General features: G+C 61.2%; 22 protein-coding genes. 11 read left to right on the forward strand and 11 right to left on the reverse strand.

Going from position 1 to position 22,969, the window contains the following annotated elements; all coding sequences use genetic code 11:
* Positions 1–11: 11 nt before the first annotated feature.
* From LAN70_11595 to ggt, 6 genes are all read right to left on the reverse strand, one after another.
* On the reverse strand, positions 12–3,335 hold the full coding sequence (locus tag LAN70_11595; protein ID MBZ5511795.1) for a fibronectin type III domain-containing protein: 3,324 nt from the start codon (positions 3,333–3,335) through the stop codon (positions 12–14).
* A 357-nt stretch (positions 3,336–3,692) separates the two neighbouring features.
* The gene (locus LAN70_11600) at positions 3,693–3,893 is read right to left on the reverse strand and encodes a cold-shock protein (protein MBZ5511796.1); all 201 of its coding nucleotides are present in this window, start codon (positions 3,891–3,893) and stop codon (positions 3,693–3,695) included.
* 377 nt (positions 3,894–4,270) lie between these two features.
* Positions 4,271–5,248, reverse strand: coding sequence for an arginase (gene rocF, locus LAN70_11605; protein MBZ5511797.1), 978 nt, complete (start codon positions 5,246–5,248; stop codon positions 4,271–4,273).
* 80 nt (positions 5,249–5,328) lie between these two features.
* A complete protein-coding gene (gene asnS, locus LAN70_11610; GenBank protein MBZ5511798.1) occupies positions 5,329–6,684 on the reverse strand; it encodes an asparagine--tRNA ligase in 1,356 nt (451 codons plus the stop codon).
* Positions 6,685–6,771: 87 nt separating this feature from the next.
* Positions 6,772–7,614, reverse strand: coding sequence for a sugar phosphate isomerase/epimerase (locus tag LAN70_11615; GenBank protein MBZ5511799.1), 843 nt, complete (start codon positions 7,612–7,614; stop codon positions 6,772–6,774).
* 177 nt (positions 7,615–7,791) lie between these two features.
* Positions 7,792–9,600 (reverse strand): gamma-glutamyltransferase, encoded by a 1,809-nt coding sequence (gene ggt, locus LAN70_11620; protein ID MBZ5511800.1) that lies wholly within the window; start codon positions 9,598–9,600, stop codon positions 7,792–7,794.
* A gap of 283 nt (positions 9,601–9,883) precedes the next feature.
* Here ggt and LAN70_11625 point away from each other — a divergent pair, with 283 nt between their 5' ends.
* From LAN70_11625 to LAN70_11635, 3 genes are all read left to right on the forward strand, one after another.
* Positions 9,884–10,513 carry a SagB/ThcOx family dehydrogenase gene (locus LAN70_11625; GenBank protein MBZ5511801.1) on the forward strand — a complete coding sequence of 210 codons (630 nt, stop codon included), beginning with the start codon at positions 9,884–9,886 and terminating at the stop codon, positions 10,511–10,513.
* 91 nt (positions 10,514–10,604) lie between these two features.
* A complete protein-coding gene (locus LAN70_11630) occupies positions 10,605–11,003 on the forward strand; it encodes a nuclear transport factor 2 family protein (GenBank protein ID MBZ5511802.1) in 399 nt (132 codons plus the stop codon).
* A 452-nt stretch (positions 11,004–11,455) separates the two neighbouring features.
* The gene (locus tag LAN70_11635) at positions 11,456–12,016 is read left to right on the forward strand and encodes a hypothetical protein (protein MBZ5511803.1); all 561 of its coding nucleotides are present in this window, start codon (positions 11,456–11,458) and stop codon (positions 12,014–12,016) included.
* Here the strand turns inward: LAN70_11635 and LAN70_11640 are convergent.
* Positions 12,013–12,588 (reverse strand): hypothetical protein, encoded by a 576-nt coding sequence (locus LAN70_11640; protein MBZ5511804.1) that lies wholly within the window; start codon positions 12,586–12,588, stop codon positions 12,013–12,015. The two genes, LAN70_11635 and LAN70_11640, sit on opposite strands and share 4 nt — an antisense overlap.
* An 87-nt stretch (positions 12,589–12,675) precedes the next feature.
* On the opposite strand from LAN70_11640, the gene LAN70_11645 reads away from it, so the two are divergent.
* From LAN70_11645 to LAN70_11655, 3 genes are all read left to right on the forward strand, one after another.
* On the forward strand, positions 12,676–14,052 hold the full coding sequence (locus LAN70_11645) for a choice-of-anchor D domain-containing protein (GenBank protein MBZ5511805.1): 1,377 nt from the start codon (positions 12,676–12,678) through the stop codon (positions 14,050–14,052).
* A gap of 676 nt (positions 14,053–14,728) precedes the next feature.
* Positions 14,729–15,283 (forward strand): hypothetical protein, encoded by a 555-nt coding sequence (locus LAN70_11650; protein ID MBZ5511806.1) that lies wholly within the window; start codon positions 14,729–14,731, stop codon positions 15,281–15,283.
* A gap of 113 nt (positions 15,284–15,396) precedes the next feature.
* Positions 15,397–15,711 (forward strand): PilZ domain-containing protein, encoded by a 315-nt coding sequence (locus LAN70_11655; protein MBZ5511807.1) that lies wholly within the window; start codon positions 15,397–15,399, stop codon positions 15,709–15,711.
* 26 nt (positions 15,712–15,737) lie between these two features.
* Here the strand turns inward: LAN70_11655 and LAN70_11660 are convergent, their stop codons facing one another.
* Entirely contained in the window at positions 15,738–15,977 is a 240-nt protein-coding gene (locus LAN70_11660) for a hypothetical protein (GenBank protein ID MBZ5511808.1), read from the reverse strand.
* Positions 15,978–16,002: 25 nt separating this feature from the next.
* Positions 16,003–16,374 carry a sulfurtransferase gene (locus tag LAN70_11665; GenBank protein MBZ5511809.1) on the reverse strand — a complete coding sequence of 124 codons (372 nt, stop codon included), beginning with the start codon at positions 16,372–16,374 and terminating at the stop codon, positions 16,003–16,005.
* A gap of 62 nt (positions 16,375–16,436) precedes the next feature.
* Here LAN70_11665 and bstA point away from each other — a divergent pair, with 62 nt between their 5' ends.
* Positions 16,437–16,973 carry a bacillithiol transferase BstA gene (gene bstA / locus LAN70_11670; GenBank protein MBZ5511810.1) on the forward strand — a complete coding sequence of 179 codons (537 nt, stop codon included), beginning with the start codon at positions 16,437–16,439 and terminating at the stop codon, positions 16,971–16,973.
* Positions 16,974–17,118: 145 nt separating this feature from the next.
* On the opposite strand, the gene LAN70_11675 is transcribed toward bstA, so the two are convergent.
* A complete protein-coding gene (locus LAN70_11675) occupies positions 17,119–18,864 on the reverse strand; it encodes a tetratricopeptide repeat protein (GenBank protein ID MBZ5511811.1) in 1,746 nt (581 codons plus the stop codon).
* Between the two features lie 70 nt (positions 18,865–18,934).
* On the opposite strand from LAN70_11675, the gene LAN70_11680 reads away from it, so the two are divergent.
* Positions 18,935–19,159 (forward strand): DUF2905 domain-containing protein, encoded by a 225-nt coding sequence (locus tag LAN70_11680; protein ID MBZ5511812.1) that lies wholly within the window; start codon positions 18,935–18,937, stop codon positions 19,157–19,159.
* 414 nt (positions 19,160–19,573) lie between these two features.
* On the opposite strand, the gene tnpA is transcribed toward LAN70_11680, so the two are convergent.
* Positions 19,574–20,017, reverse strand: coding sequence for an IS200/IS605 family transposase (gene tnpA, locus LAN70_11685; protein ID MBZ5511813.1), 444 nt, complete (start codon positions 20,015–20,017; stop codon positions 19,574–19,576).
* 157 nt (positions 20,018–20,174) lie between these two features.
* Here tnpA and xseA point away from each other — a divergent pair, with 157 nt between their 5' ends.
* From xseA to cdaA, 3 genes are all read left to right on the forward strand, one after another.
* Positions 20,175–21,545, forward strand: coding sequence for an exodeoxyribonuclease VII large subunit (gene xseA / locus LAN70_11690; GenBank protein ID MBZ5511814.1), 1,371 nt, complete (start codon positions 20,175–20,177; stop codon positions 21,543–21,545).
* Positions 21,546–21,550: 5 nt separating this feature from the next.
* Positions 21,551–22,006: a DUF4442 domain-containing protein gene (locus tag LAN70_11695; GenBank protein ID MBZ5511815.1), complete on the forward strand. Its 456-nt coding sequence runs from the start codon at positions 21,551–21,553 to the stop codon at positions 22,004–22,006.
* A 103-nt stretch (positions 22,007–22,109) separates the two neighbouring features.
* Positions 22,110–22,967, forward strand: coding sequence for a diadenylate cyclase CdaA (gene cdaA, locus LAN70_11700; protein MBZ5511816.1), 858 nt, complete (start codon positions 22,110–22,112; stop codon positions 22,965–22,967).
* Positions 22,968–22,969 lie beyond the last annotated feature (2 nt).

Below are 22,969 nucleotides of genomic sequence, written 5' to 3' on the forward strand. Positions count from 1 at the left end.
CCGGGCATTTCTTACCACTCGAACACCCTCAGCGCAGTCCTCTCTACATGGCCATCCTGCAAATCCAGCTCAATAATGTAGCAACCGGTGTGGAAATACTCGGCGTTCCATTTAAAGACGAACTGGTTGTGGACGGTGTCGTAGCTGAACGAGCTGTGCGCTGCAACCGCCCCGGTTGACGGATTGTACAGCGAAGTCAGGTTGGTACCCGGCGGCACAGTGCTGGGCAGCGGGCACACGTGATTCGCTGGCAGCGGGCTGAAGTACACCCCCAACGTGTTGAAATTCAGCGCGCTGATGAAATTACCGCCCGGGCCGGTGATTTGCCACTTGATGGGAATAAGGTCATCCTCAAGGGCGCCCGAGTTAGAACTATCCCCAGCCGTTGCGAGCGGTGACAGGAACCCGACGAAGATGCAAGGAACATTGATACTGGCAGTCGTATTCGAAGGAACGCTCTCCCGGCCATCCGACGCCAGCACGGCAGTCACGAAATATGTGTAACTGGCGCAGCCCACTTGTGTGTCGAGGTAACTGGTCGCCGGAGGGGCGCCCGTGACCGTGGTGTAGAGGCTGGCAGCCCCGCCATTCACTGCGCGGTAGATTTTATAAGCTGAAATCGTACCGAAGCTTGGGGCGGTCCAGCTCAGTTGTATGGCGTTAGCCGCCGTCAGGGTTGCGTTGAGGTTCCTCGGAGGACGGACAACGGAGTTGGCCACCTCGACAGTTATCTCCCCACTGCCTAAGCCGCCGCCCACGCCGAAGATCCCGCCACCGACGCCAAAGATTCCGCCGCCCACGCCGAAGATCCCGCCACCGACGCCAAAGATTCCGCCGCCGACGCCGAAAATCCCGCCGCCCACGCCGAAGATCCCGCCACCGACGCCGAAAATCCCGCCGCCCACGCCGAAGATTCCGGCGCCCGGTATGTTGTTTCCGGTGGCGCCAATCTGCCGCAGGTCAACATGCGCCCAATCATTGAAGCCGCGCAAAGTGCTACTGGGAATGCCGTCGAAATTAATGTCCTGACCGGCAGACCACTGAATCGCTGCGCTTGGACCATCCAGACGAAACGTAGCAGGGTCGGTTGCCAGCAGCGGTGAGCCGTCACAATGATGCGTCGCCGCACTGCCTACCGGTTGATTGGGAGCATACCAAGTCGTCGTGCCGAACAAGGCGCTCGCCAGCACATTGGACGGCGACGCACTGCTCTCGTCCAGTGGGGTCAGCTCCTGACTGGAATAGTCCAGGACGTTATTGGGCCCCAACAGGTCCACCTGGAACAGGTAATTCATCACGCTCTGGAAGTTCGGTTTGCAGTTGGGCCCAATCGTACCCACGGAACTACCTGGGGTGTCGAAATACAAGCCGCCATGCGTCAATGCAAGTGTGTGCCCGAGTTCATGCATGAACGTTCCGGCTTGCACCGGCACGGTTTGACCGTCGGCGCCCCAACCACCCAGCGTAATGGTCGAGTCTGCCCCCCCAATGTCGGAATAACCGGAAGTTGTTCCGGCCGTGCCCTTGCTGACGGAAAGGCTGGGGTCGGTGGTCTTGGTGTAACTCCCGTCGGGTACATTGGCGGTTTGGATCGTGAAACTGTTCGCCGACGTGACACTCTGGACAAAGTATGTCCCGCTCAGATTGGCACTCGAGATTGCGTCGGAGACGGTAACCCGGTCCGTCCCCGCCGTAAGCCCGTGGGGATACAGAGTAGTCAATGTTGCAACGTTACTGGCGTCCACCAGGCTGGCCAGCGATCCGTCTTGCAAGGTCCAATTCGCCAGCCCCAGGGAATGGCCGAACAATGCATAGTGATAGCTATCCTTCCGCCCGTGCTGGAAACGCCTGATGCACGCCGGGCTGGTGGCGGCCTCGCACGAGGCTTCGTCCGGGTAATTGAGTGGCTGGTTCTTGAGGAATTCAAAACCGCCCTTCCAGCCAACCACCCCCGCTTGACCAGGGTATGGACACAGCTTCGGCGGCGAGGTGGAGTAGTCGTCGGTACACGCGGTCTCGGGGATTACATTGCCCGGCGCCAGATGCAGGTTGATGCCCTGCGCCAAGAATGCGGCTTTCATCATCGCCACAGCAGTCGGATCCGGTACATGCGAATGTCCATTGGCCGGGTCACAGGTCCCATCTGGGTTTAACGAGCTGCAGTTGTGCATGTAATCGGCTTGGATGAAGAGGTCCTTCTGGCCGAGGACTGCACCCGTCAGATCCACCCATGAACCGTCCTTCACATCGGTGTAGCCATGGTTGGTCTTCCATGTGTTCAGCAGTCCGTCGTTGTCAGTGTTCTGCACCGTGCTGCTGAAGACGACTGCGCTCCATGACACACAGCCGCAGTCCGGGTCCACGAAAGTCGTCTCCGAAGAATCCTCGGCGTTGACGGCACTGCCGTAGTTATTCACCACCCAGGTCGGATTGTCCCAGGAGCCGTTGTAGAGCTTTCCCGAGCTGTTGTAGTACCCCGGGAACGGAGGCTTGGTGCCGTACAGAGAGGGAAGGCGAACAGCGACGTGGGTCTTGTCGTTGAGTAAATATACGCTTTCACTTTTGTTACTCTGACCGTTGCCCACGATGTGCGTGATCTTCGCCACCGGGCCTGCGGCAGCCTCATAGAACCCCTGGATCCCCTGGAGCATGTCATCCGAGTGGTTGCTCGGAGTAAAAGCGCCGTCGTAGAGGACCACCGAGGTCAGCGGAACTGTCGGCGAGAGAACCCGGTAAATGATCACCAGGCTTGCGCCCAGGGTCAGAGGGGCTCCGCCACCATTGCTTCCACTATCGGCCAGGCGCACTACACCCTGGACGTGCCCATTCGAATCCAACTTCAGATAGGGACGCACATCCGCGCGATAGGACCGGATCGTCTTGGAACCGTTGGACCAGCCCGTACATCCACCCGAGCTCCACGACACGGGAGCGTTGGGATTGCCCAGCACTGCTCCCGCGATGGCGTAACCGTTGAAATACCCCTGCTGCCCGGCGAACGTCGTCTGCGAACTTTCGATAGTCTGCCAGTAGAGGAACGCCGCGACGATGTCGGCGCCGGGAGGCACGCCCGTGGCAGGAACGGAATTCGCGTCGGGAATGCTAATGGTCCCGGTCGCGAAGCCGTTGACCCCCGACCCGCGCAACCCGACCCCGCCGACGACGTAATCGCCGGTCACGAAATAATTGTTGAAGAAATTCAGAGGGGGTGGCGCCGGCGGGTTGTTCGCCAACGCTGACAGCGCGAACAGCGACAGCACAAGTACTGACACGATCACGGTCGTCCTTGCCACCATGCGGCGCGAACGCGGTTTCGCTATACTGAAAAGCGACATGGGAATTCCTCTCTCTTTTTCGTTGTTCGGTGCTTGGGCACACCCCTGGGCGGGCCGGAGACTTCTGCCATCCTGCTACTTAGAGTGCAAGCATACTAATCGCTCGGCCTGACAAAAGCAAAGCGACGCGAGCCGCATTATTGACTGCAGCGCAGCATTCTTGCTGCCACTCGTAGCTCGGCTGTGGAAGCATAAGTCTTTGCCAGGCTGCTGATTACGATTGGAAGGACGGCCGGCAGGCGCCTCAGCCGCAAACTTCTGCGCATTCCAGAGAAAACTTCTGTACTTCCGCATCATGCAGCGAAATGCAAAAAGGGCGGCCGAAGCCGCCCCGAATCGATCATGCAATCTCCGATGTTAAACCGGCTGCACGTTTTCCGCTTGCCAACCCTTGGGCCCCTTGACGACGTTAAACTGCACCACTTGGCCTTCCTGCAAGCTGCGGAAGCCTCCGGCCTGGATGGCCGAGTAATGGACAAAAACGTCCTCCCCATTCTGCCGGCTGATGAATCCATACCCCTTGGCGTCGTTGAACCACTTTACTGTTCCTTGTTCCATGGCAGTGCCAATTCCTTTTCTTCGGTGTTTGGACGTGGGATCTTGAATCGGAACCTCAGAGGCAGGAGCGTGCTGCTTGCAGATACTGCTCTCGACCGCTTCAAAACCACGCACTAATATCATACATGAAAGCAGCCGGATGGCCGGGACCGAACTCGTGGCGATCATATATCTATCTATTTTTCAATAGCTTAGGGGGCCGCTGAAAAACACCAAGTGAAGCTCGTTTTGAAAGGGCGCGGCTTCAGCCGCGCCGCAAATTGCCCTTTATTATTGTCATTCCGAGGGGCTTCAGCCCCGAGGAATCTCGGTTTTGTTCTATCTACGCGAGTTTTTCAGCAGCCCTTTAGGAGCCGGTCGTTGCGGGAGAGTTTGACCTACAGAATTTTCTTGCCGAACGCCGAAAGCGCCAGTTCCACCGCCAGATCGGCGGTGCGGTTATGCTCGTCAATCACCGGGTTCACTTCCACGATCTCGAAGCTCACCATGCGCCCGTGGTCGGCAATGATCTCCATCGCCAGGTGAGCTTCGCGGTAGGTGGCGCCGCCGCGGACGGGGGTACCCACCCCGGGCGCGTCCTCCGGGTCAATCCAGTCCATGTCGAGCGAGACGTGGTATCCGGCAGTGCCGCGTCCCGCCATGCGCAGCGCCTCTTCCATCACGGTGCGCATGCCGCGCTCGTCGATGTCGCGCATGGTGAACACCTCGATGCCGGCGCGCTTGATGTTTTCCTTCTCGATGGTGTCAACGTCACGCACCCCGATGAGCACGCAATTCTCCGGCCTCACCTTGGGCGAGAAACCGAAAATGTTGGCCAGCTCTGACGGCCACAGTCCCATGATTGCCGCCAGCGGCATGCCATGCACGTTGCCGCTCGGTGAGCTGTGCGGCGTGTTGATGTCGCTGTGTGCGTCAATCCAGAGCAGCCCGGCCGCCTGGTTCTGCCGCCGGTAAAACTCGGACACGCCCGACACGGTGCCCACCGCGATGGAGTGGTCGCCGCCCACCGCCAGCGGCACCTTCCCCGCCTCCAGCGTCTTCACCACCAGCTCGGCTTCCTTGGTGCAGGTTTGCGTGATTTCCTTCAGGTACCTGGCATTGGCCGCGCCGAACGATGCCTTGGTTTCGGCGATGGCGACGCCGATGTTGCCCGCGTCCTCCACCTTGTGGCCAAGCTGCTCCAGCCGCGCTTCCAGCCCGGCAACCCGCACCGCCGAACAGCCCATGTCCACCCCGCGCCGCGTCTGCCCCAGATCGAGCGGCACGCCGATCACGCGAATCTTCTTGGGAAGGATTGACGGCGCCAGGATCGGACCCGGCGCGGGCGGCGTGTGTGGTGTCGTTCCGTCAGGCATAAAAGGTCGATGGTCCATGGTCTATGGTCGATGGCAACATCGTAAGCTCGGCGGCCATCGACCATCGACCATCGACAGCGTTACGGATACATCCGATGCAGCATGCGGGGAAACGGAATCGTCTCGCGCACGTGTTCCAGCCCGCAAATCCACGCCACTGCTCGCTCGATGCCCATGCCGAAGCCGCCATGCGGGTTCGAGCCGTACTTCCGCAAGTCGAGATACCACTTGAACGCCGCCTCCGGCAAGTTGTGTTCATGGATCCGTTGCAGCAGCAGGTCGTACGACGCCATACGCTGCGAGCCGCCGATAATCTCGCCGTACCCTTCCGGCGCGAGCACGTCCACGCACAATGCGACCTTGGGATTGTTCGGGTCGGGCTCCATGTAGAACGCCTTCACCTCGGCCGGGTAGCGATGCACCATCACCGGCCGGTCGAACTGCGCCGAGATGTACGTCTCGTCGGGCGACCCGAAATCGCCGCCCCATTCGAATTTCGTCTCCAGCTTGCCCTCGGCATAACCCTTTTGCAGGATTTCGACTGCCTCGTCGTAGCTGATCCGCGGGAACGGCGCGGCAATTTTTTCCAACTGGCTGACGTCGCGCCCGATGAATTCCAGCTCTTTCCGCCGCTTCTCCAGCACCCGCCGCACGATCTGCAAGAGCAGCCCCTCGGCCAGGTTCATGATGTCGTCGAGGTCGGCGAACGCCATCTCCGGCTCCACCATCCAGAACTCGGTCAGGTGCCGCCGCGTCTTCGATTTTTCCGCGCGGAACGTGGGCCCGAACGAATACACCTTGCCCAGCGCCATCGCCGTCGCTTCGATGTAGAGCTGCCCCGACTGCGTCAGGAACGCCTGCTCCTCGAAATAGTCCACCGGAAACAGCGTGCTCGTGCCCTCGCACGCGGCCGGCGTGAGGATGGGCGGATCGGTGAGCACGAAACCCTGCTCGTCCAAGTAATCGCGTACTGCCTTGATGATCTCCGCCCGCACGCGCAGGATCGCCGCCTGGCGTGGCGTGCGCAGCCACAGGTGGCGATGCTCCATCAGGAAATCAACGCCGTGTTCCTTCAGCGAGATCGGGTACGGGTCGTCTTCCGCGACCTTCTGCACCACCTGCACGTCGCTGACGTCGAGCTCGTATCCGCCGGGCGCGCGTTTGTCGGCCCGCACCTTGCCGCGCACGATCACGCTCGATTCCTGGGTCAGCCCCTTGAGCGCTTCAAAGGCCTGCGGCGCCTGATTCTTCGGCACCACGCCCTGGATCACGCCCGACCCGTCGCGAAACTGCGGAAACAGCAGCTTGCCGCTCTCGCGCAGGTTGTACAGCCAGCCGCGCAGTTCGACCGTCTGCCCTTCGTATTTTCCGATCTCGTCAATGCGCGCGACCGGCGCTTCGGTCTTCAATTCTGTTTTGACTTCTTCGGTTGGCATATAGGCAACTCAAACATTGAACCGCAGAGGACGCTAAGGTCGCAAAGGAATGACTTCGCATACTTCGCGTCCTTTGCGGTAAGTCCTTTATCCCGCGGCGCTCGCTGCCTGCTCCAGTTTCTTAAACGCCTCGCTCATTCCGCTCGCCACCTGCGCCTGCGTCTTGCCGTCGCCTTCGATCTCCAGCAGCAGCGGCGGCGTATGCGGCGCCGAGCGCAGCAACCTCATCGTCTCCGCCCAGTCAATGGATCCCTCGCCCGGCCACAGGTGCGTGTCCTTTTCCTTCTTGTTGTCGTGCACGTGCGTCGAAAGAATGTGGTTTTTCAGAATCGCGAACGCGCCCCCCACGTCGCTCATGATGTGCGCGTGTCCCACGTCGAAGCACACGCCCACGTCGTCGAAATGCGAGGTGTGCAGCAGCTCCACCAGCCGCTCCGGCGTAGACAGCTCGTTGGGGATATTCTCCAGCAGGATCTTCACGCCGAGCGGCTTGGCGAAGGCGCGGAGGTGCTCGATCGAGGTCATGGCCGCCTCGAACTTGCGCTCATCGAATTCCTCGTTGCCGATCCCGACGTGCTGCACCAGGTAGCGATAGGGCACGTGCTCGGCCACTTCGATGGCGCGCTTGATCTCGTCCATGGCATCAATGCGGCCCTTGCGGTCTTTTTCCGCGATATTCAGCGGGGCGACATCGCGGCGGCGCCATTCGTAGCTGTTGTACATCGGCGAGTGCACCGAGTTGAGCTGCGCGCCCGTGCTCTTGAACCAGGCCGCGATTTCGAGCACGTGCTGCTTCCGCTGCGCGTAGTCGAAATGTCCGCGGAAGGCGAAGATCTCGATCGCCTCCGCGCCTGCGCGCGTCAGTCCATCCAGCAAGCCCGGGTGCAGGCGCTCGCGTACGTATGCGTATGTGGACATCGCTTTGAGCATAGCTATCAGCCGTCAGTTCTCAGCTTTCAGAGGTTTTCGGTTATCGGTTAACGGTTGTCGGTTCATGGTTCGTCCGCGTGCAATACCGGGGCGTTGTTCAATTACAAATTACAAATTGCAAATTACAAATCCAAGTCCAACGATGACAACCGATAACCGACGACCGTAAACCGACAACTAGTACCCTACCGCCTTCCCATTATTTCTCGCGTCCGTCCCGCCCAGCCGCTCGCCGGTTTTCGGGTTGATCTCGATCACCTCGGCGTCGCTCCAGTAACCGCTCGGGTACATCGGGTCCTCGGTCGCGAGCTTGTGCCCCATGTTGCGCAGCAGGCTGAGCGTGTCCGGCGAAAATCCCACCCGCTCCACGTAGACCCAATCCGGCTGCCACTGCTGGTGAAAACGCGCCGCGTTCACCGCCTGCTGCACGTTCAGCCCGTAATCAAGGATGCCCAGCAGCACGTTGGCGACTGTCGTAATTATGCGTGGCCCGCCCGGCGACCCCAACACCAGCAGCAGCTTGCCGTTGCTGACCACCATGGTGGGCGTCATCGCCGACAGCGGACGCTTCCCCGGCCCGATCGCGTTGGCCTCGCCCTGCAGCAGCCCGAACAGGTTCGGCACGCCCGGTTTCGAGGTGAAGTCGTCCATCTCGTCGTTCAGCAGGAACCCCAGTCCCTCGGCCGTCACCGCCGATCCGAAGCTCTCGTTCAAGGTCGTAGTGACCGCCACGGCGTTGCCCTCGGCGTCCACCACCGAGTAGTGCGTGGTATTCACGGGTTCATTGACCGTCGCTAGCGCAGCACGGCCGTCGACCAAAGCCTGCCCCGAGCGCAGCCGAGGGGACCGTCGACCGTCGACCGCTGCGTAGCGTTCCAGCTCATTGAAGATCGCGGGACGCTGCAGCCCGTTGCTGGCGCTCGCCTTGTCCGGGTTCACCGATTCGCGCCACGCCGCGCCGTACTTCTTGTCAATCAATTGCGCTACCGGCACGCGCGCAAAGTCGGGATCGCCCATGAATTCCGCTCGATCATAAAACGCGCGGCGAAAGGCCTCAATCGCCAAGTGCGTCGCTTGCGCCGAACCGGCGCCGTACTTCTTCAGATCGTATCCCTCAAGGATGTTGAGAATCTCCAGCAGCGCCACTCCCCCCGACGACGGCGGCGGCGCGCTGTAGATGTCCATCCCGCGGTACGTGCCGTGCACCGGCTCGCGCTCTTTCGCCTCGTAATCCGCTAGGTCCTTCGCGGTCATCAGGCCGCCGCCCTTCTCGACCGCGGCGGCCAGTTGTCGCGCCATTTCGCCGTGATAGAAGTCGTCGGGATTTTTCGCGATCCGCTCCAGGGTTTGCGCCAGCTCCGGCTGCTTCAGGGTCTCACCCTGCTCATAAAACTTGCCGTCGCGCTGGAAGATGCGCCGCGACTCGGCAAACTCGCCCAGGTGGTAGTGCGGATTGCGCAGGTCCTGCGCGTCTTCGTACGACAGAGCAAATCCCTCGCGCGCCAGCCGGATCGCCGGCGCCATCACCTGCGCCAGCGTCAGCTTGCCGTATTTCTTCTGCGCGTACGCCAGCCCGGCCACCGAGCCCGGCACGCCGATCGCTTTGTACCCCACCAGACTCGCGCCCGGAATCACGTTGCCCTGCGCGTCCAGATACATGTCGCGCACGGCGGCTGCCGGCGCCTTCTCGCGATAATCAATGAAGTGGAATTTTCCCGTGTTCAGGCGGATCAGCATGAACCCGCCGCCGCCGATGTTGCCCGCCTGCGGATGCACCACCGCCAGCACAAACCCGGTGGCCACCGCGGCATCCACGGCGTTGCCGCCCTGCTTCATCACGTCCACGCCCGCCTGCGACGCCAATTCGTGCTGGCTGGCGACCATGGCGTGCGGCGCGTGCGTCGGACGCATCGGCGCCGCCCCGGCGCATACCGCGGCTACGGTCGCAAAAACCAGCGCGATCAATGATTTGCGGTGGAGTGGCATGGCAAGTTCTCGTCCCACAGCAGAATCTCTGAGGCTAGCGTAGGGGATGACGGAGAGTCAAATGTGCCTGCCAGAAATGGCTGGTGGCCTGTCCGGCCCAGCCGCGCAGTCTCGCCGGCAAGTCGGGCCATTTCTTCCCGATTCGGAATACTATATCCGCGCCCTCGCGCGGCGTTATTGCTGAAGTCGGGCGCGGCGGGGGTATTCTGTCGATCGACCGCAGCCCAGAAATAAAAACTCGGCTAAGGGGGCCTCCCGTATGCCAGCATGGTGCCGCTGCAGAATGCGTTGGGCGTTGTTAGTCCTGATCCTATGTCCGGCCGGTGCTTTCGCCCAGGAACTCAAGCCGGTCCAGCTTCCCAAGCCACAAACCGACGTCGGTCGTCCGCTGATGCAAGTTCTGAAGGACCGCAGGTCGACGCGCAGCTTCAGTCCGGAAAAGCTGCCGCCCCAGGTGCTATCGAATCTGCTTTGGGCGGCCTTCGGGGTGAATCGCCCCGACTCCGGCAAACGCACCGCCCCTTCCGCCATGGACTGGGAGGAGACCGAGATTTACGTCGCCACCGCCGATGGGCTTTATGTCTACGACGCCAAGTCGCAGCAACTGATTCCGGTGCTGCACGACGATGTGCGCGCCCAGACCGGAACTCAGGCTTTCGTGAAGGACGCACCCCTGAACCTGGTCTACGTTGCCGATCTGGCCAAGACCCGCAGCAGCTCTGCCGACCGCGACCTGTTCGTGGCCGCCGACGCCGGCTTCATCGCTCAGAATGTTTATCTGTTCTGCGCTTCCGAACGGTTGGCGACCGTGGTTCGCGGCAGCCTTGACCGTCCGGCACTGGCCAAGATCCTGCGGCTGCGCCCTGATCAGAGGATCATCCTGGCGCAAACGGTGGGCTACCCACAGAAGTGACACCGCGCAGCAAGGTAGCTTCCAGTTTCCGGTTTGCCGACCATACGGGTGTAACTGCCGTCTGTAGCAGTTCCGTTGCGAGACAATGGGCATGCCTGATCGGGTGACCACAATGAACTCTGCGGAAATCTTCGTGCAATTCGCAATGGCCATCAATCATCACGACATGCCAGCTCTGACGGCCCTGATGGCAGCCGATCATGTCTTCGTAGACTCAGTGGGGCATCGGATGCACACCGCGACATCCATGGAAGTTGGTTGGCGCAGCTACTTCGCGATGTGTCCGGACTACTGGATTCACACAGACAATGTGATGGCGGAGGATGACGTAGTGTTAGCGGCGGGGGAGGCGGGCGGGACGATAGACGGCACATCGTGGCGGACGCCCGCGGCTTGGAAGGCGGTGATGCGTGACGGCAAAGTGATGGAATGGCGGGTGTTCGCTGACAATAAGCCGGTTTACGAGATTTTAGCGAGGCGGCAGCAGTAGCGCCTCCTTCGGGCCCTTGCAAACACAGCTTTCTGCGCCGAAACGCGAGCGGAGCAGCGATTCTGCAGATTCTGTAGGAACGAGAGCAGTGCCTCCAGCGTCTCGTCGGGCGCCTCCTCCGGCAGGAAATGAGCGGCTGGCAAACGCGATTACCGGTATTGCCGCGATGAAAGCGCTGGACAGCTTACTGTACAACTACGGTGCAACCAATTCCGCCGCGAAGGGGGCTGCAGTGGTTGTAGACTGATGAGAATACTTACCCGTTGATTGCGGAGGGATGCGTGAGCGGTCGAAACGGGCGGTCTTGAAATCGGCTGACTTGACATTCTCCAACCTATTCTCAATAGCTTGCGTGCACGTTAGACCATCCTAAGTGATGCAACATCGCCTCATTCGACACGTTCGGGAGACTACTTGGGAGACTAGGAGACTAAACCAATTCCGGATGCGCAATGAAGAACAGAAACAAGAATGCGTTTGTCGCCTACCACGAAGCCGGTCACGCGGTTATGTGCTGGTGTCTCGGGCTGAGGGTGCCCGGCGCTACCGTTGTCCCCGATGAAGATTCGGCTGGTCATGTCGAGAGCCTTCGGGAAAAGCCAAGCACCTACAAGGGCATTGATTCGGGCGACCGCTGGCACCCTTCCCGGCTTCGGCTGGAGAAGCGGGTTATGATCCTGCAAGCTGGGGAAGTGGCGCAACGTCGTTACAATTCCGGTTCCGTTCGCCGTGTTCACTCTCAGGACGACTTCTACAAATGCCGTGAACTTCTGCGCAAATACGCCCCTGATGAAAAGAAGCTGGACATAGAGAACCATTACCTGATGCTGCGTAAATGGACTATCCACCTAATTGAGCAGCACTGGTATCTGGTAGAGGCGGTTGCCACGGCTTTGCTTGAATGCGGTGAGATGTCCGGCACTCAACTCCGCGCTGTAATCTGCGGCGCTGCCGACCAACAACCCATCAGCGAAACCCACGATGTTGCAAAGCCGATTCGCGATCGAAACTAGTCATCCTTCGGCGGGTCAACCGTGGGCGTCGGTTTCTTAACCAGACCCTTGGGCTTGCTAGAGCGGGGAGTGGCGACATCCTGCCAGTCATCAATCTTCGGTTTGTTAGCCTTGGGCTTGCTAACAGCGGCTTTGGGCTTGCTCGCGGCAGCCCTTGCCGGATGACGCGGCATCTGGAGCGATGACTCCAACTGCAGCCTCTGGATGGTTTCTTCAGCCATTCGCAGCTTGGTTTCGACGGTAGAAAGCCGCAGTTCGAGTTCGCTAATTTTGTGCTCGTTATCAATGGCCCGATTTTCCGTAAAGCTTGCCGTGGACTGCAGCCAGTCAACGTGAAAATCCTCGATTCTCTTTTGAAGAGTCTGAATTTTGTTTTCAACATCGCTTGTTTCCGGCCGCTTCAAATTCATGAGGGCCAAGTTAAGACAGTCCTGCCCCCGGCTCAGCTCGGCGATTGCGCTTTGGACGGTGTCGAACGGGGTCACGTGAGAGTTGCAATTTTGGGTCCAGGCAGGGACTGCGGCGAATAAGAAAGCGAAACCGGCGAAAAGAAACACTCCTAAGATTTTCATGGGCTATTCCCTCATTGGAGCGGTATCGGACAACCCTTGTTCGTTTCCTGTTGATGCTCAAAGAATCTTAATCTCAGTCTCGTGGGTATGCGTAAGGGGTTTGATCCCCCGGCAAGAGACCCGTTCGGCAACACGGTTACCGGCTACACTGGAACGGTCGGCTTCAGCAGCTCGGATGCAGCAGCAACCCTGCCCGGCAACTACACATTCGTGTCGGCGGATGCCGGATCGCACCTGTTCAGTGCCACCCTGCAGACGGCGGGGGTGCAGTCGATCTCTGCGGCCGATGTCGTTTCGCCCGGCATCGCGGGTTCGCAGACTGGAATTACGGTGAACTCGTCGGCGGATACGACCCCACCAACCGTAACGCCTGCCAGCTTGTCATTCCCGAACACGGCGGTGGGCTTTACTAGCACGACGACCAAGAGCGTGACCGTCAAGAACGCGCGTACTACACCGATGACCGTCACGTCGGTCATCAGCGGCGACTTCATCCGAACCGGCACCACTTGCGGGGTGCTACAGCCCGGCTTGAGCTGCTCAATCACGGTGGCATTTGCCCCGACCGATGCGAGTGCGCGTACCGGCACGCTGAGCGTCAAGAGCGATTCGGTACCCAACTCGATCGATGTACCGTTGTCCGGTACGGGCGTGGTGCCGGTCAAGCTGACGCCGGCAAACCTTGCATTCGGCACCTGGCCGCTGGGCGAGCTAAGCACCGCGCTGACGGTTGCAATCAAGAACAACCAGCCACGTCCGTTGAACATCCTCGGCACGGCGGTCAGCGATCCCCAGTTCCAGGTTACCAATCCGTGCACATCGCCGATTCCCGCCGGGCAGACCTGCACGGTGTCGGTGAATTTCCTGGCTACGACTACCGTGAAGACGACGGCTACGTTGACGATTACCGACGATTCCAACGCTGGGGTCGAGTCGGTATCGCTCAACGGGAGAGGAACGCCGCCGGTGACATTCACGCCGGCCAGCGTGAATTTCCCCAAGACGGATGTGGGGACCACCAGCGGCCCGGATTCCATAACCATCACCAACAATCTGGATACGCGCCTTTCCATTTCCAGCATCACAATCTCGGGCGACTTCACCAAGTCCGGCTGCGCCATCACTTCGCTGGCGAGTGGCGCCAGCTGTACTCTCACGCTTCGTTTCAAGCCGACGGTCGGGGGAGTGCGCACCGGCGCTGTCACTGCAGTGTATGGAGCGGTGACCAGCCCCCAGACGATCCCCTTGTCGGGTACCGGTACCAACCCGGTCGTGTTGTCGGTGAGCAGCCTGACCTTCTCTTCTACGCCGGTCGGGACGACGAGCGTGCGGCAGGGCGTGGTCATGCGAAATCAGCAAAGCATTCCGGTGACGACAACTGGCATCAACACCACGGGGGGGACTTTGCGGCTAGTGGTTGCGAAAGCGGAATTGCAGCGAACAGCAGTTGTACCGTTTGGGTGACATTTACGCCGACGGCGAGAGGGACTAGAAGCAGTCCCACAAATGAATCAGCTCTTGCAACACAAGCGTAAGTTGTTGTAACTGCATGACCGTGATGAACTGATGCTTGGTTGGAGCGCAAAGCGCAGCATCGTCGATTCAACAACTTCGAGGACTTGTTGCTATCCCAATGTCGCACGCGCGGCATTCGCATTGGCATCGCGGTGCGGGTTTGATCTTGGTCGCTTTGCCTTTCTTCGCAACCATCATCGCCTCGCTTCAGATTACTGCTCGTCTCCGGATCGGACCCCCTGCACGTGGAACTAATCCACAAGCAACAATGGTGCATCGGTAACTTCGGAACCGCGAATGCTTGCCTTCCAGCCTTAAGTGCTGCAACATTCGGCGGACATCAATTAGGCTCGCTGGATATCGTATCTTTTGGAAGTCTAAAGTGCAGAATATCTGTGGAGAAACTGTGAAAAATGTCTCGAATGCGGTGGATGGGCGAGGAAGGAAATGGCGAAACTGCCCTAAGAGTAGTGCGAGGCTGCCATTGCGTGGAGGCCACTTCCTTCCTTCGCAGCCCGCCTAACTTGTCCGTCGGCAAAACCAGCCCGGATTCACCGCAGCGTTGCAACTGGGATGCTGCGACGCCGTTCCGCAACCCCAGCACGCAACCTGATATCAAATACCCATGAACATGACTGCCTTGACGCCAGACGAGCAAGCCATCCTTGAGTCGCTGGACGCGGCGATTCGCGCGCCGCGCTCGGCTGCGATCCTTGCCGCGGTGGTGGATGAGGTCAGCGCCGAGCTGGCGGGAAAATCCAATGCCCGGCTGGCGTGGCGGCCGATTCCGCTGGAGACCTATGACCGGTTGCCGGAAGGAATCGCATCGAGCTGGGTATTTGTGCTGCGCGCCGAATGCACCTCCGGCGCCGAGCGCCACCCCAACAGCATCCAGCGCTTCATGTCGTACCGCGGTTCCGCCGATATGCAGACGTGGAATGCCCAGGAATGGGTGTCACACGTTTTGTGCAGCGATCCGCAAGCGCCGATGCAGGAGCGGTGGCTCTCCATCCCTACCAACGTGTGGCATCGGCCGGTGATGGGGGCCGGGGATTGGGTGGTCGTCTCGTTTCACACCGCAGCCGACGACAAGCTGATCGAGGAGCGCCCCCGGGACGATGAAAACCCAGACCGAGGTCTGGTTTCCGTGGAGCTCTACGCGGGACGCCAGGCGCGGTAGAGCGGCGCTAGGCGCCGGCGTTACCTCCCGCCAGCGCCTTTCGTGACGCGACAAGATGAACCGCCCACCCTACAATTTAGGTCCCAGTATTCAAGACTGAGAGGTACTGTACGGTGCAATCCCGCCGGTTTCCGCGCTATCTCATCAACCGACCCGTGAACGCCACCGTCTACTGGGAAGACAATCCCATTCGCAAGCTCCACGGGCGCGCCGTGGTGGTGGGAGAGGGCGGGCTGGGCGCCAGGCTCACCGACCAACTCTACCTCGGCGAGGTGGTGCGCCTGGAGATGCCGCCGATGCCCGCGCTCTATGCCATGGTGCGCAACACGCGCGGGACGGAGCATGGGTTCGAGTTTCTCTACTCGCGCGATGGACAGCGCCGGGCGATCAACGAGCTGTGCGCGGCGGTGGCGGAGGAGCAGAAGTAGTTCCGGCCCAGGACTTGGGTCCCAGGCTACTGGCGATTCGCCCCTTCCGGGACTCGGCCGGCACGCGCCTTCCACAGCGCCCGGCGGACAAGCAGCAGTGCCCCGACAAACGCGATTCCAAGCGCGCCGAATTCCTTGGCGTGCACCAGGCGCCAGCGATAACACACGTATCCCGCGGCCACCACGGCAAGGCCGATCAGCAGCCGCACCCAGCGGGGCCATCGTGGCCCGGCGAATTCTTCCAGCTTGCGTTGCAGTCTGCGCATCGCGGTTGAGAAAAAATTGAGCCGGCTATTGGTCGGTCAGCGGGTAGTTCTTCTGGCGCCACTCGCGGATACCGCCATCCATGGAAACCACATTGCTGTAGCCCATCTTTTGCAGATTGTCGGCGGCCAGGGCGGAGCGGAAGCCGCCGCCGCAGTAGAGCACGACCTCGGCGGAGGTGTCCGGAACTTTCACCTCGATGTCGCGCTCGATGATTCCCTTGCCCAAATGGATGGCGCCGGGCAGGTGGTCCTTGGCGTACTCGCTCTCTTCGCGGACGTCGACCAGGGTGAAGCGGTCGCCGCGATCGTGGCGACGCTTGATTTCGTCCACGGTGGTTTCACGGACGCGCTTCTTGGCGTCGTTGACGATTTGCAGGAACCGCGGGGAATGTTGCATCCCGGAATTGTAAATTTGAAGCTTGAAAATTTGAAATTGTAATTCCCCGCTAAAATGTGCAAATGAGCACCGCAGCGACCCCCAACCTGAGCTATCCCATCGGCAAATTCAACTACGAAGGCCCGTACACGGACGATCAGCGGCGGCACTTCATCGACGAGATCGCGGCTACCCCGGAGCGGTTGCGCGCCGCGGTGCACAACCTGCGCGAATCGCAGCTCGATACGCCCTATCGTCCCGGCGGCTGGACCGTGCGCCAGGTGGTGCATCATGTGCCCGACAGTCACATGAATGCCTTCATCCGTTTCAAGCTGGCGCTCACCGAGCCGAACCCTACGGTCAAGCCCTACGACGAAAAGCTGTGGGCGGAACTGGCGGACGTGCAGGTGCCGATCGAGACCTCGCTGGTGCTGCTGGAGGCGTTGCATCATCGCTGGGTGGCGGTGCTGCGAGCGATGACCCCGGAGCAGTTTGAGTTCAAGTTGAAGCACCCGGAACTGGGCGAACTGAACCTGGACCGCTATCTCGGGTTGTACGCCTGGCACGGCAAGCACCACGTGGCGCACATCATGAGCTTGCGGAAGAGGATGGGATGGTAGAAAAGCAGGTCTCAGGTCTTAAGGTCTTAGGTCTTCGGTCTTCGGTCTTCGTTTCCGGGATGAGTGGGGAAAGTCGTTGGTCGTTGGTCGCTCGCCGTCCGTGGTAAGAGTGCTTGATTGCGGCGCAGGCGCAATGCGCCAACGACTAACGACTGTCGACCAACGACTTCTGTAGACGATCCAAGCGCCCTCGGGCGCTGGCGTTGTTGGGATTAATGGCCAGTGTTTCCTTTAACTCCTTCACCGCATCCGGGAGTTTGCCTTCCTGCTCGAGGATGAGCGCCAGAGCAAAGCGGAATTGCTCGCGATTCGGCTGGCGCCGCACCGCCTGGCGCACCGCCCACTCCGCCTTGGGCAAATCGCCGAGCTTCGATTCGACCAGGCCGAGATAGGCAAACTGGTCGGGATCGGCGCCCCAGGGATTGATGGCAACGGCGCGGGCGATCAGCGGCTCGGCTTCCGCATAGCGGCCGAGAATGAAATAGGTGTAGCCGAGGGAGAAGTTGGGGTGCCAGTCGTCGGAGTCAATGGCGAGAGCGCGCTGAAACAGGTTGATGGCTTCGGGATAGCGTCCGCGTTTGCCGATCTCGATGCCCAGGCCGGTGAGGGCGGTGGGATTGTCAGGAGCGACCGCAACGCCGCGGGAAAACAGCGTCATGTCGTTGGTCCAGTAACGCTGTTGGGCGGCGGTGCCGGCGGCCAGCAGGACGACGATGGCGCCGGCGACCCCTGCCTGCATCGCCGGTACCCGCAGGCGCCGAATCGCGGCTGCCACGATGATGCCGAAACCGATGCACGGAAGATAAAGATAGCGCGCGTGGGCGAAGTCGTGCGGGCCCTGCGGCGCCAGGTAGAAGGCAGGCAGCAGAGGAAGCAGGATCCAGGTGCTGGCGAAGGCGGTCAGGTGGGAGCGATCGCGATCACCCCGCGCCGACAGGTAAAGCAGAACGGCGGCGGCGATCAGTACCAGGCACGGCAGCAGCACCCGGATCGCGGAGAAGGCGGTGACAAGCTTGAAGTTGTAATGCGGGCTGATGACCGCGGGAAAGACCAGCGTGCGCAGGTAAAACAGCAGCAGCGAAGGCGCGGTAAGCAGGGTGCGCGCCGGCGTTGCCAGCGTCCGGGAGTAACTGACGCGCTGCAGCACGAGCAGGTGAATGGCGAGGTAAATGATGGTTACCGGGATGTAAGGGACAACGGCGGCGAAGGCGTCGCGGAGGCGGCCGGTGCTCCGGTGGTTGGAGTAGATCCACGCGTAAATGAAAATCAGCGGCCCCAGGACGATCGCCGGTTCCTTGGACATCAGGGCAAGCGCGTAAAGCACCAGGGACGTGGCCAGCCAGCGTGGTGAGCGGCTTTCGCGCCAGTTCAGGAATGTGAGAAATGCCGGGACGAGACACACCGCCAGCAGAGGATCGGTGACGCCGGAAATCCAGGCGACGCTTTCGATCAGCGCGGGATGAAGTCCGAAGATGAGCGCGGCTATGAGGCCGGCGGCGCGGTCGCGGGTGAGGCGGCGGGCGAGCAGGTAAACAAACCCGGTGGCGGCGACGTGCAGCAGAACGCTGTCCAGGTGCCACATCGCCGGATGGGTTCCGAACAGGATGCGGTGGAGGAGCAACCAGATGAGAAACAGGGGCCGCCAGTAAGCGCCGGCAATGTTGGCAAACGCCCAGACGTGCGAGGTGAAGTAGCGCGGCAGGTAAGAGAATGAGGTCAGCCAGGGGTTTTGCAGGATCTGGGTGGTGTCGTCGTACACGAATTCGAAGCACACTGCGCCGGCGTAAATCAGGAACACCAGACCGCAGGCCAGCGCCGGCGGCGCCCACGGCTTTTCGAACCAGGAGACTTCCGGCGTGTCGGCGCGGGAGAGCTGCGAGGAGGAACTCATGGGGCGCGAAGCCATTATAAGGTAGCTGGCAGGTGGTAGCTGGTCGCTCTGCGCGCATAGAATTCACCTGATGACCGAGCTCGGCAAGATCCTGATCTTCCTCGGCGTGCTGCTGGCGGTGTTCGGGGTGCTTCTCGTCTTCGGGGGCCGCCTGCACCTGCCCATCGGCCGGCTGCCGGGCGACATCGTTTATCGCGGAAAAAATACGACGGTGTATTTTCCCATCGTGACCTCAATCTTGATCAGCATCGTGCTCTCGCTGGTGTTGTACCTGATCGGCCGGTTTAGCCGGTAGGTGGGAAGGGTTTTCGGTTTTCGGTTTTAGGTTTTCGGTTTTAGGTTTTCGGTCTTCGGTTTTCAGTCCTTGGTATTCGCTTCTCGGCTTTTTCGGTCTTGGCCGGAAATCACCCGTTTCGATTGTCAGCGGCGGAGCCGCGGAATTCGTTAGCCCACCGCGGCAGCGGTGGGTAGGCTGGGATACGTGGCGGAGCGCCAGCGGCGCGGCACCTAGCCGAAAACGTACTTCGGGTCGTACGCCACACCGCATTGCTGCAATAACGAGATGTTCGGTCTTCGGCTTTAGGCTTTTTCGGTCTTGGCCGGAAATCACCCGTTTCGATTGTCAGCGGCGGAGCCGCGGAATTCGTTCGCCCACCGCGGCAGCGGTGGGTAGGCTGGGATACGTGGCGGAGCGCCAGCGGCGCGGCACCTACCCGAACACGTATTTCGGGTCGTACGCCACACCGCATTTCTGCAATAACGAGATGAACTCCTCTTCGAACGTGTGTTTCGCGTGATGTTCCGCCTGGTTGCGAATGTAATCCTTGACGGCCGGCACCTGCGACGGGCTGACGCTAAACGCGCCATACCCCTTCTGCCATTCGAAATTGTTGCCGTGTTCGCGCAACCATCGCGACGAATTCGCCTTAAACCGATTGATGGCCGAAGCTACCGTTGTCGTACTGGGGATTGAGACCAGAAGATGCACGTGGTTAGCGGTTCCGCCAACCGCCAGCAACGGCATGTGATGGTGGTTCGCAATTCCCTCCAGGTAGGCCCACAGTTGCTCCTGGAATTCCGCGGGAATGATCGCGGCACGGTTCTTGGTGCTGAACACGCAATGGACAAGATTCGTGCAGTAGGAATGGCTCATGTGCCGCCCCTCCGGGGCTCGTATTATAGGGGAACGACTACCCACCGCTGCCGCGCGGTGGGCTAACGAATTCCGCCGCTCCGCGGCTGTGCTCTTCGCCTTGTCCCCTGTGCCTTGCGCCTGAAGCCCGAAGCCTCCCTGAGTTACACTGCCCTCCATGTCCCTTCCCGACCAACTGGGGTTCACCTTCCAGGCGCCGGCGCGGCGCATCTGGACGGTCAGGGACCTGATGAGCGCGGTGCGCTCGGCCGTCGAGCGCGAGTACACCGACGTGTTCGTCGAAGGCGAGATTTCCAATTACCGGCCGGCGGAGTCGGGACACCTGTACTTCACGCTGAAAGAAGATGGGGCGCAGATGCGGGTGGTGATGTTCCGCTCGCAGGCGCGCCTGCTGCGGTTCAAGCCCGCCGACGGCATGGCGGTGATCGCGCGCGGCCGGGTGACGGTGTACGAAACGCGCGGCGAACTGCAACTCTCGGCCCAGTACCTGGAGCCCAGGGGCGCGGGCGCGTTGCAGATCGCCTTCGAGCAACTCAAGCAGAAGCTGGCGGCGGAAGGGCTGTTCGACCCGGCGCGCAAGCGGCCGATTCCGGCGCTGCCGCGGAGGATCGGCGTGGTGACCTCGCCCCGGGGCGCGGCCATTCGCGACATCGTCAACATCGTGCAGCGGCGGCACCGCGGGCTCAACGTGCTCATCTATCCGGCGCAGGTGCAGGGCGAGGCGGCGGCGGGCGAGGTCAGCGCCGGCATCCAGTATTTCAATCGCGCCGGCAACGTGGACGTCGTCGTGGTGGCGCGTGGCGGCGGGTCCATGGAGGACCTGGCGGCGTTCAACGATGAAGGATTGGCGCGCGTGGCGGCGGCGTCGGAGTTGCCGCTGATCTCCGCGATCGGGCACGAAACCGATTTCACGATCTTGGATTTCGTCGCCGACCTGCGGGCGCCCACGCCCTCGGCGGCGGCGGAACTGGTGATCGAGTCGCAGCACCAGCTCGAGCAGCGCGTGGAAACGTTTCGGCAGCGGCTGGCTCGGGCGGCGCGCTACCAGTTGCTGATGGCACGGCAGACGCTCACGCAATTGGCGCAGCACGGCGCGTTCGCCCGCATGCACGATCTGATCGGGCGCCGCCAGCAGCGCTTGGACGAGCTGGTGTTCCGCCTGGCATCGGCGGAACGGCGGCGTTTGCACGAGTACCGGACGCGGCTGGATACGGCGTCGGCTCGGGTGCGGGCGCGCGACCTGCGGCGAACCCTGGACGCAATGCGGCGCGACCTCGACGCCCACACGTCGGCGCTGGCCTCGGCGGCGCGGTCGGATTTGGCGCGCCGGCGGGCGCGCTTCGAGGGACTGCGCGCAACCCTGGAAGCGCTCTCGCCGTTGAGCATCCTGGAACGCGGCTACGCGCTGGTGTTCGATGCCAGGGGAAATCTGGTCAAGGATGCGCGACAGGTGAAGCCGGGGAATGAGATCCGCGCCCGGGTGAGCCGGGGCACGATTGCCGCAACCGTGAAGAAGACGACGGAGTAGGACCCATGCCAAGACTGCACAAGCGGAACATGCGACGGTTGCTGAACCTGTGGCCACCATTGCTGGGCGCTGGCATCCGGGTCAAGCGCTTGCAGTCCGATTGGAAAGAGATCGACGTGGAGATGAACCTGCATTTCTGGAACGCCAATTTCGTCGGCACGCATTATGGCGGGTCGCTGTATTCCATGACCGACCCGTTCTACATGCTGATGCTGATCCAGAACCTGGGCCGCGACTACATCGTCTGGGACAAGTCGGCGAACATTCGCTTCCGCAAGCCGGGCAAAGGCAGAGTCGTGGCGCGCTTTCGTTTGTCCGACGAGCAGATTGAAGGGATCCGGCGCGGCTTGCAAACGCAGCCCAAGATCGAGCCCACGTTCCTGGTGGAGGTCACCGACGAAAGCGGCGAGGTCATTGCCGAGGTGCAGAAGGTGTTGCACGTGCGCAAGAAGAACTCCTAAGTCGTCTCCCAACTCGGCCATTCATCGGGCCGCGGCCATCGCTCCGATTGCATTACAATTAACCTGTCGTTGTCCGGCGCATTGCACGGAAGGGAGCGCGTAGGTGACGCCAGCCTGGCTACAGTGGCCACACGTGTCGGCGGTGTCGGTGATCGACATCCTGCTCGTGGCCGTGCTCATTTACGAATTCCTGGTGCTGATCAGAGGCACGCGCGCGGTGCCCATCCTGGTGGGCGTCGGCGGCCTGGCGCTGGCCTTTTACCTGGCGCACGCCTTCGAACTGAAGACGGTGAACTGGCTGGTCGGCACGCTGCTGCCGTACGCCATTTTCGCGCTCATTGTCGTGTTCCAGGCGGAGATTCGGTTCGCGCTGGCCAAGCTGGGTAGGAAATTGACCTTGTCGCGCATGTCGGCGGCGGTGGCGGAATCGTATGACGACATCGTCCTGGCGGCCAACCTGTTCGCGCAGAACCAGACCGGGGCGCTGGTGGTGATCGAGCGCGAAATCGGGCTGCGCACCTATATCGAAAGCGGCGTGCCCATGGACGCGCAGCTCTCCTACGACCTGCTGGCCACCATCTTCCGGCCGAGCGCGCCGCTGCATGACGGCGCGGTCATCATCCAGAAAGACCGCATCGCCGCCGCCGCCTGCTTCCTGCCGCTTTCCATGAACCCGGTGCTGTCCACGCAAATGGGAACGCGGCATCGCGCCGGCATCGGGATCACCGAGGAAACGGACGCGATCGCGGTCATCGTGTCGGAAGAAAACGGGGCGATCAGCATCGCCGTGGCCGGCAATATCGAGCGCGACATCTCCGTGGAGACGCTGCGCGAGCGGCTGAGCGAGTTGCTGCGCCGCTACGTGCCGCCGACCACCCTGCCGACTCCGGTTGCCACTACGGCGGAGCAGGCGGAACGTCGCCTGGCGCCCCCCAAGCTGGAGAGGGCGGACCACGATTAGTC

It is taken from the genome of Terriglobia bacterium (assembly GCA_020072845.1).
Taxonomy (GTDB): domain Bacteria; phylum Acidobacteriota; class Terriglobia; order Terriglobales; family Acidobacteriaceae; genus JAIQGF01.

Excerpts from the sequence above, each read along its gene's own strand:
- LAN70_11595 (MBZ5511795.1), bottom strand. The coding sequence starts at position 3,335 with ATGTCGCTTTTCAGTATAGCGAAACCGCGTTCGCGCCGCATGGTGGCA.
- LAN70_11600 (MBZ5511796.1), bottom strand. The coding sequence starts at position 3,893 with ATGGAACAAGGAACAGTAAAGTGGTTCAACGACGCCAAGGGGTATGGA.
- rocF (MBZ5511797.1), bottom strand. The coding sequence starts at position 5,248 with ATGCCTGACGGAACGACACCACACACGCCGCCCGCGCCGGGTCCGATC.
- asnS (MBZ5511798.1), bottom strand. The coding sequence starts at position 6,684 with ATGCCAACCGAAGAAGTCAAAACAGAATTGAAGACCGAAGCGCCGGTC.
- LAN70_11615 (MBZ5511799.1), bottom strand. The coding sequence starts at position 7,614 with ATGCTCAAAGCGATGTCCACATACGCATACGTACGCGAGCGCCTGCAC.
- ggt (MBZ5511800.1), bottom strand. The coding sequence starts at position 9,600 with ATGCCACTCCACCGCAAATCATTGATCGCGCTGGTTTTTGCGACCGTA.
- LAN70_11625 (MBZ5511801.1), top strand. The coding sequence starts at position 9,884 with ATGCGTTGGGCGTTGTTAGTCCTGATCCTATGTCCGGCCGGTGCTTTC.
- LAN70_11630 (MBZ5511802.1), top strand. The coding sequence starts at position 10,605 with ATGCCTGATCGGGTGACCACAATGAACTCTGCGGAAATCTTCGTGCAA.
- LAN70_11635 (MBZ5511803.1), top strand. The coding sequence starts at position 11,456 with ATGAAGAACAGAAACAAGAATGCGTTTGTCGCCTACCACGAAGCCGGT.
- LAN70_11640 (MBZ5511804.1), bottom strand. The coding sequence starts at position 12,588 with ATGAAAATCTTAGGAGTGTTTCTTTTCGCCGGTTTCGCTTTCTTATTC.
- LAN70_11645 (MBZ5511805.1), top strand. The coding sequence starts at position 12,676 with ATGCGTAAGGGGTTTGATCCCCCGGCAAGAGACCCGTTCGGCAACACG.
- LAN70_11650 (MBZ5511806.1), top strand. The coding sequence starts at position 14,729 with ATGAACATGACTGCCTTGACGCCAGACGAGCAAGCCATCCTTGAGTCG.
- LAN70_11660 (MBZ5511808.1), bottom strand. The coding sequence starts at position 15,977 with ATGCGCAGACTGCAACGCAAGCTGGAAGAATTCGCCGGGCCACGATGG.
- LAN70_11665 (MBZ5511809.1), bottom strand. The coding sequence starts at position 16,374 with ATGCAACATTCCCCGCGGTTCCTGCAAATCGTCAACGACGCCAAGAAG.
- bstA (MBZ5511810.1), top strand. The coding sequence starts at position 16,437 with ATGAGCACCGCAGCGACCCCCAACCTGAGCTATCCCATCGGCAAATTC.
- LAN70_11675 (MBZ5511811.1), bottom strand. The coding sequence starts at position 18,864 with ATGAGTTCCTCCTCGCAGCTCTCCCGCGCCGACACGCCGGAAGTCTCC.
- LAN70_11680 (MBZ5511812.1), top strand. The coding sequence starts at position 18,935 with ATGACCGAGCTCGGCAAGATCCTGATCTTCCTCGGCGTGCTGCTGGCG.
- tnpA (MBZ5511813.1), bottom strand. The coding sequence starts at position 20,017 with ATGAGCCATTCCTACTGCACGAATCTTGTCCATTGCGTGTTCAGCACC.
- xseA (MBZ5511814.1), top strand. The coding sequence starts at position 20,175 with ATGTCCCTTCCCGACCAACTGGGGTTCACCTTCCAGGCGCCGGCGCGG.
- LAN70_11695 (MBZ5511815.1), top strand. The coding sequence starts at position 21,551 with ATGCCAAGACTGCACAAGCGGAACATGCGACGGTTGCTGAACCTGTGG.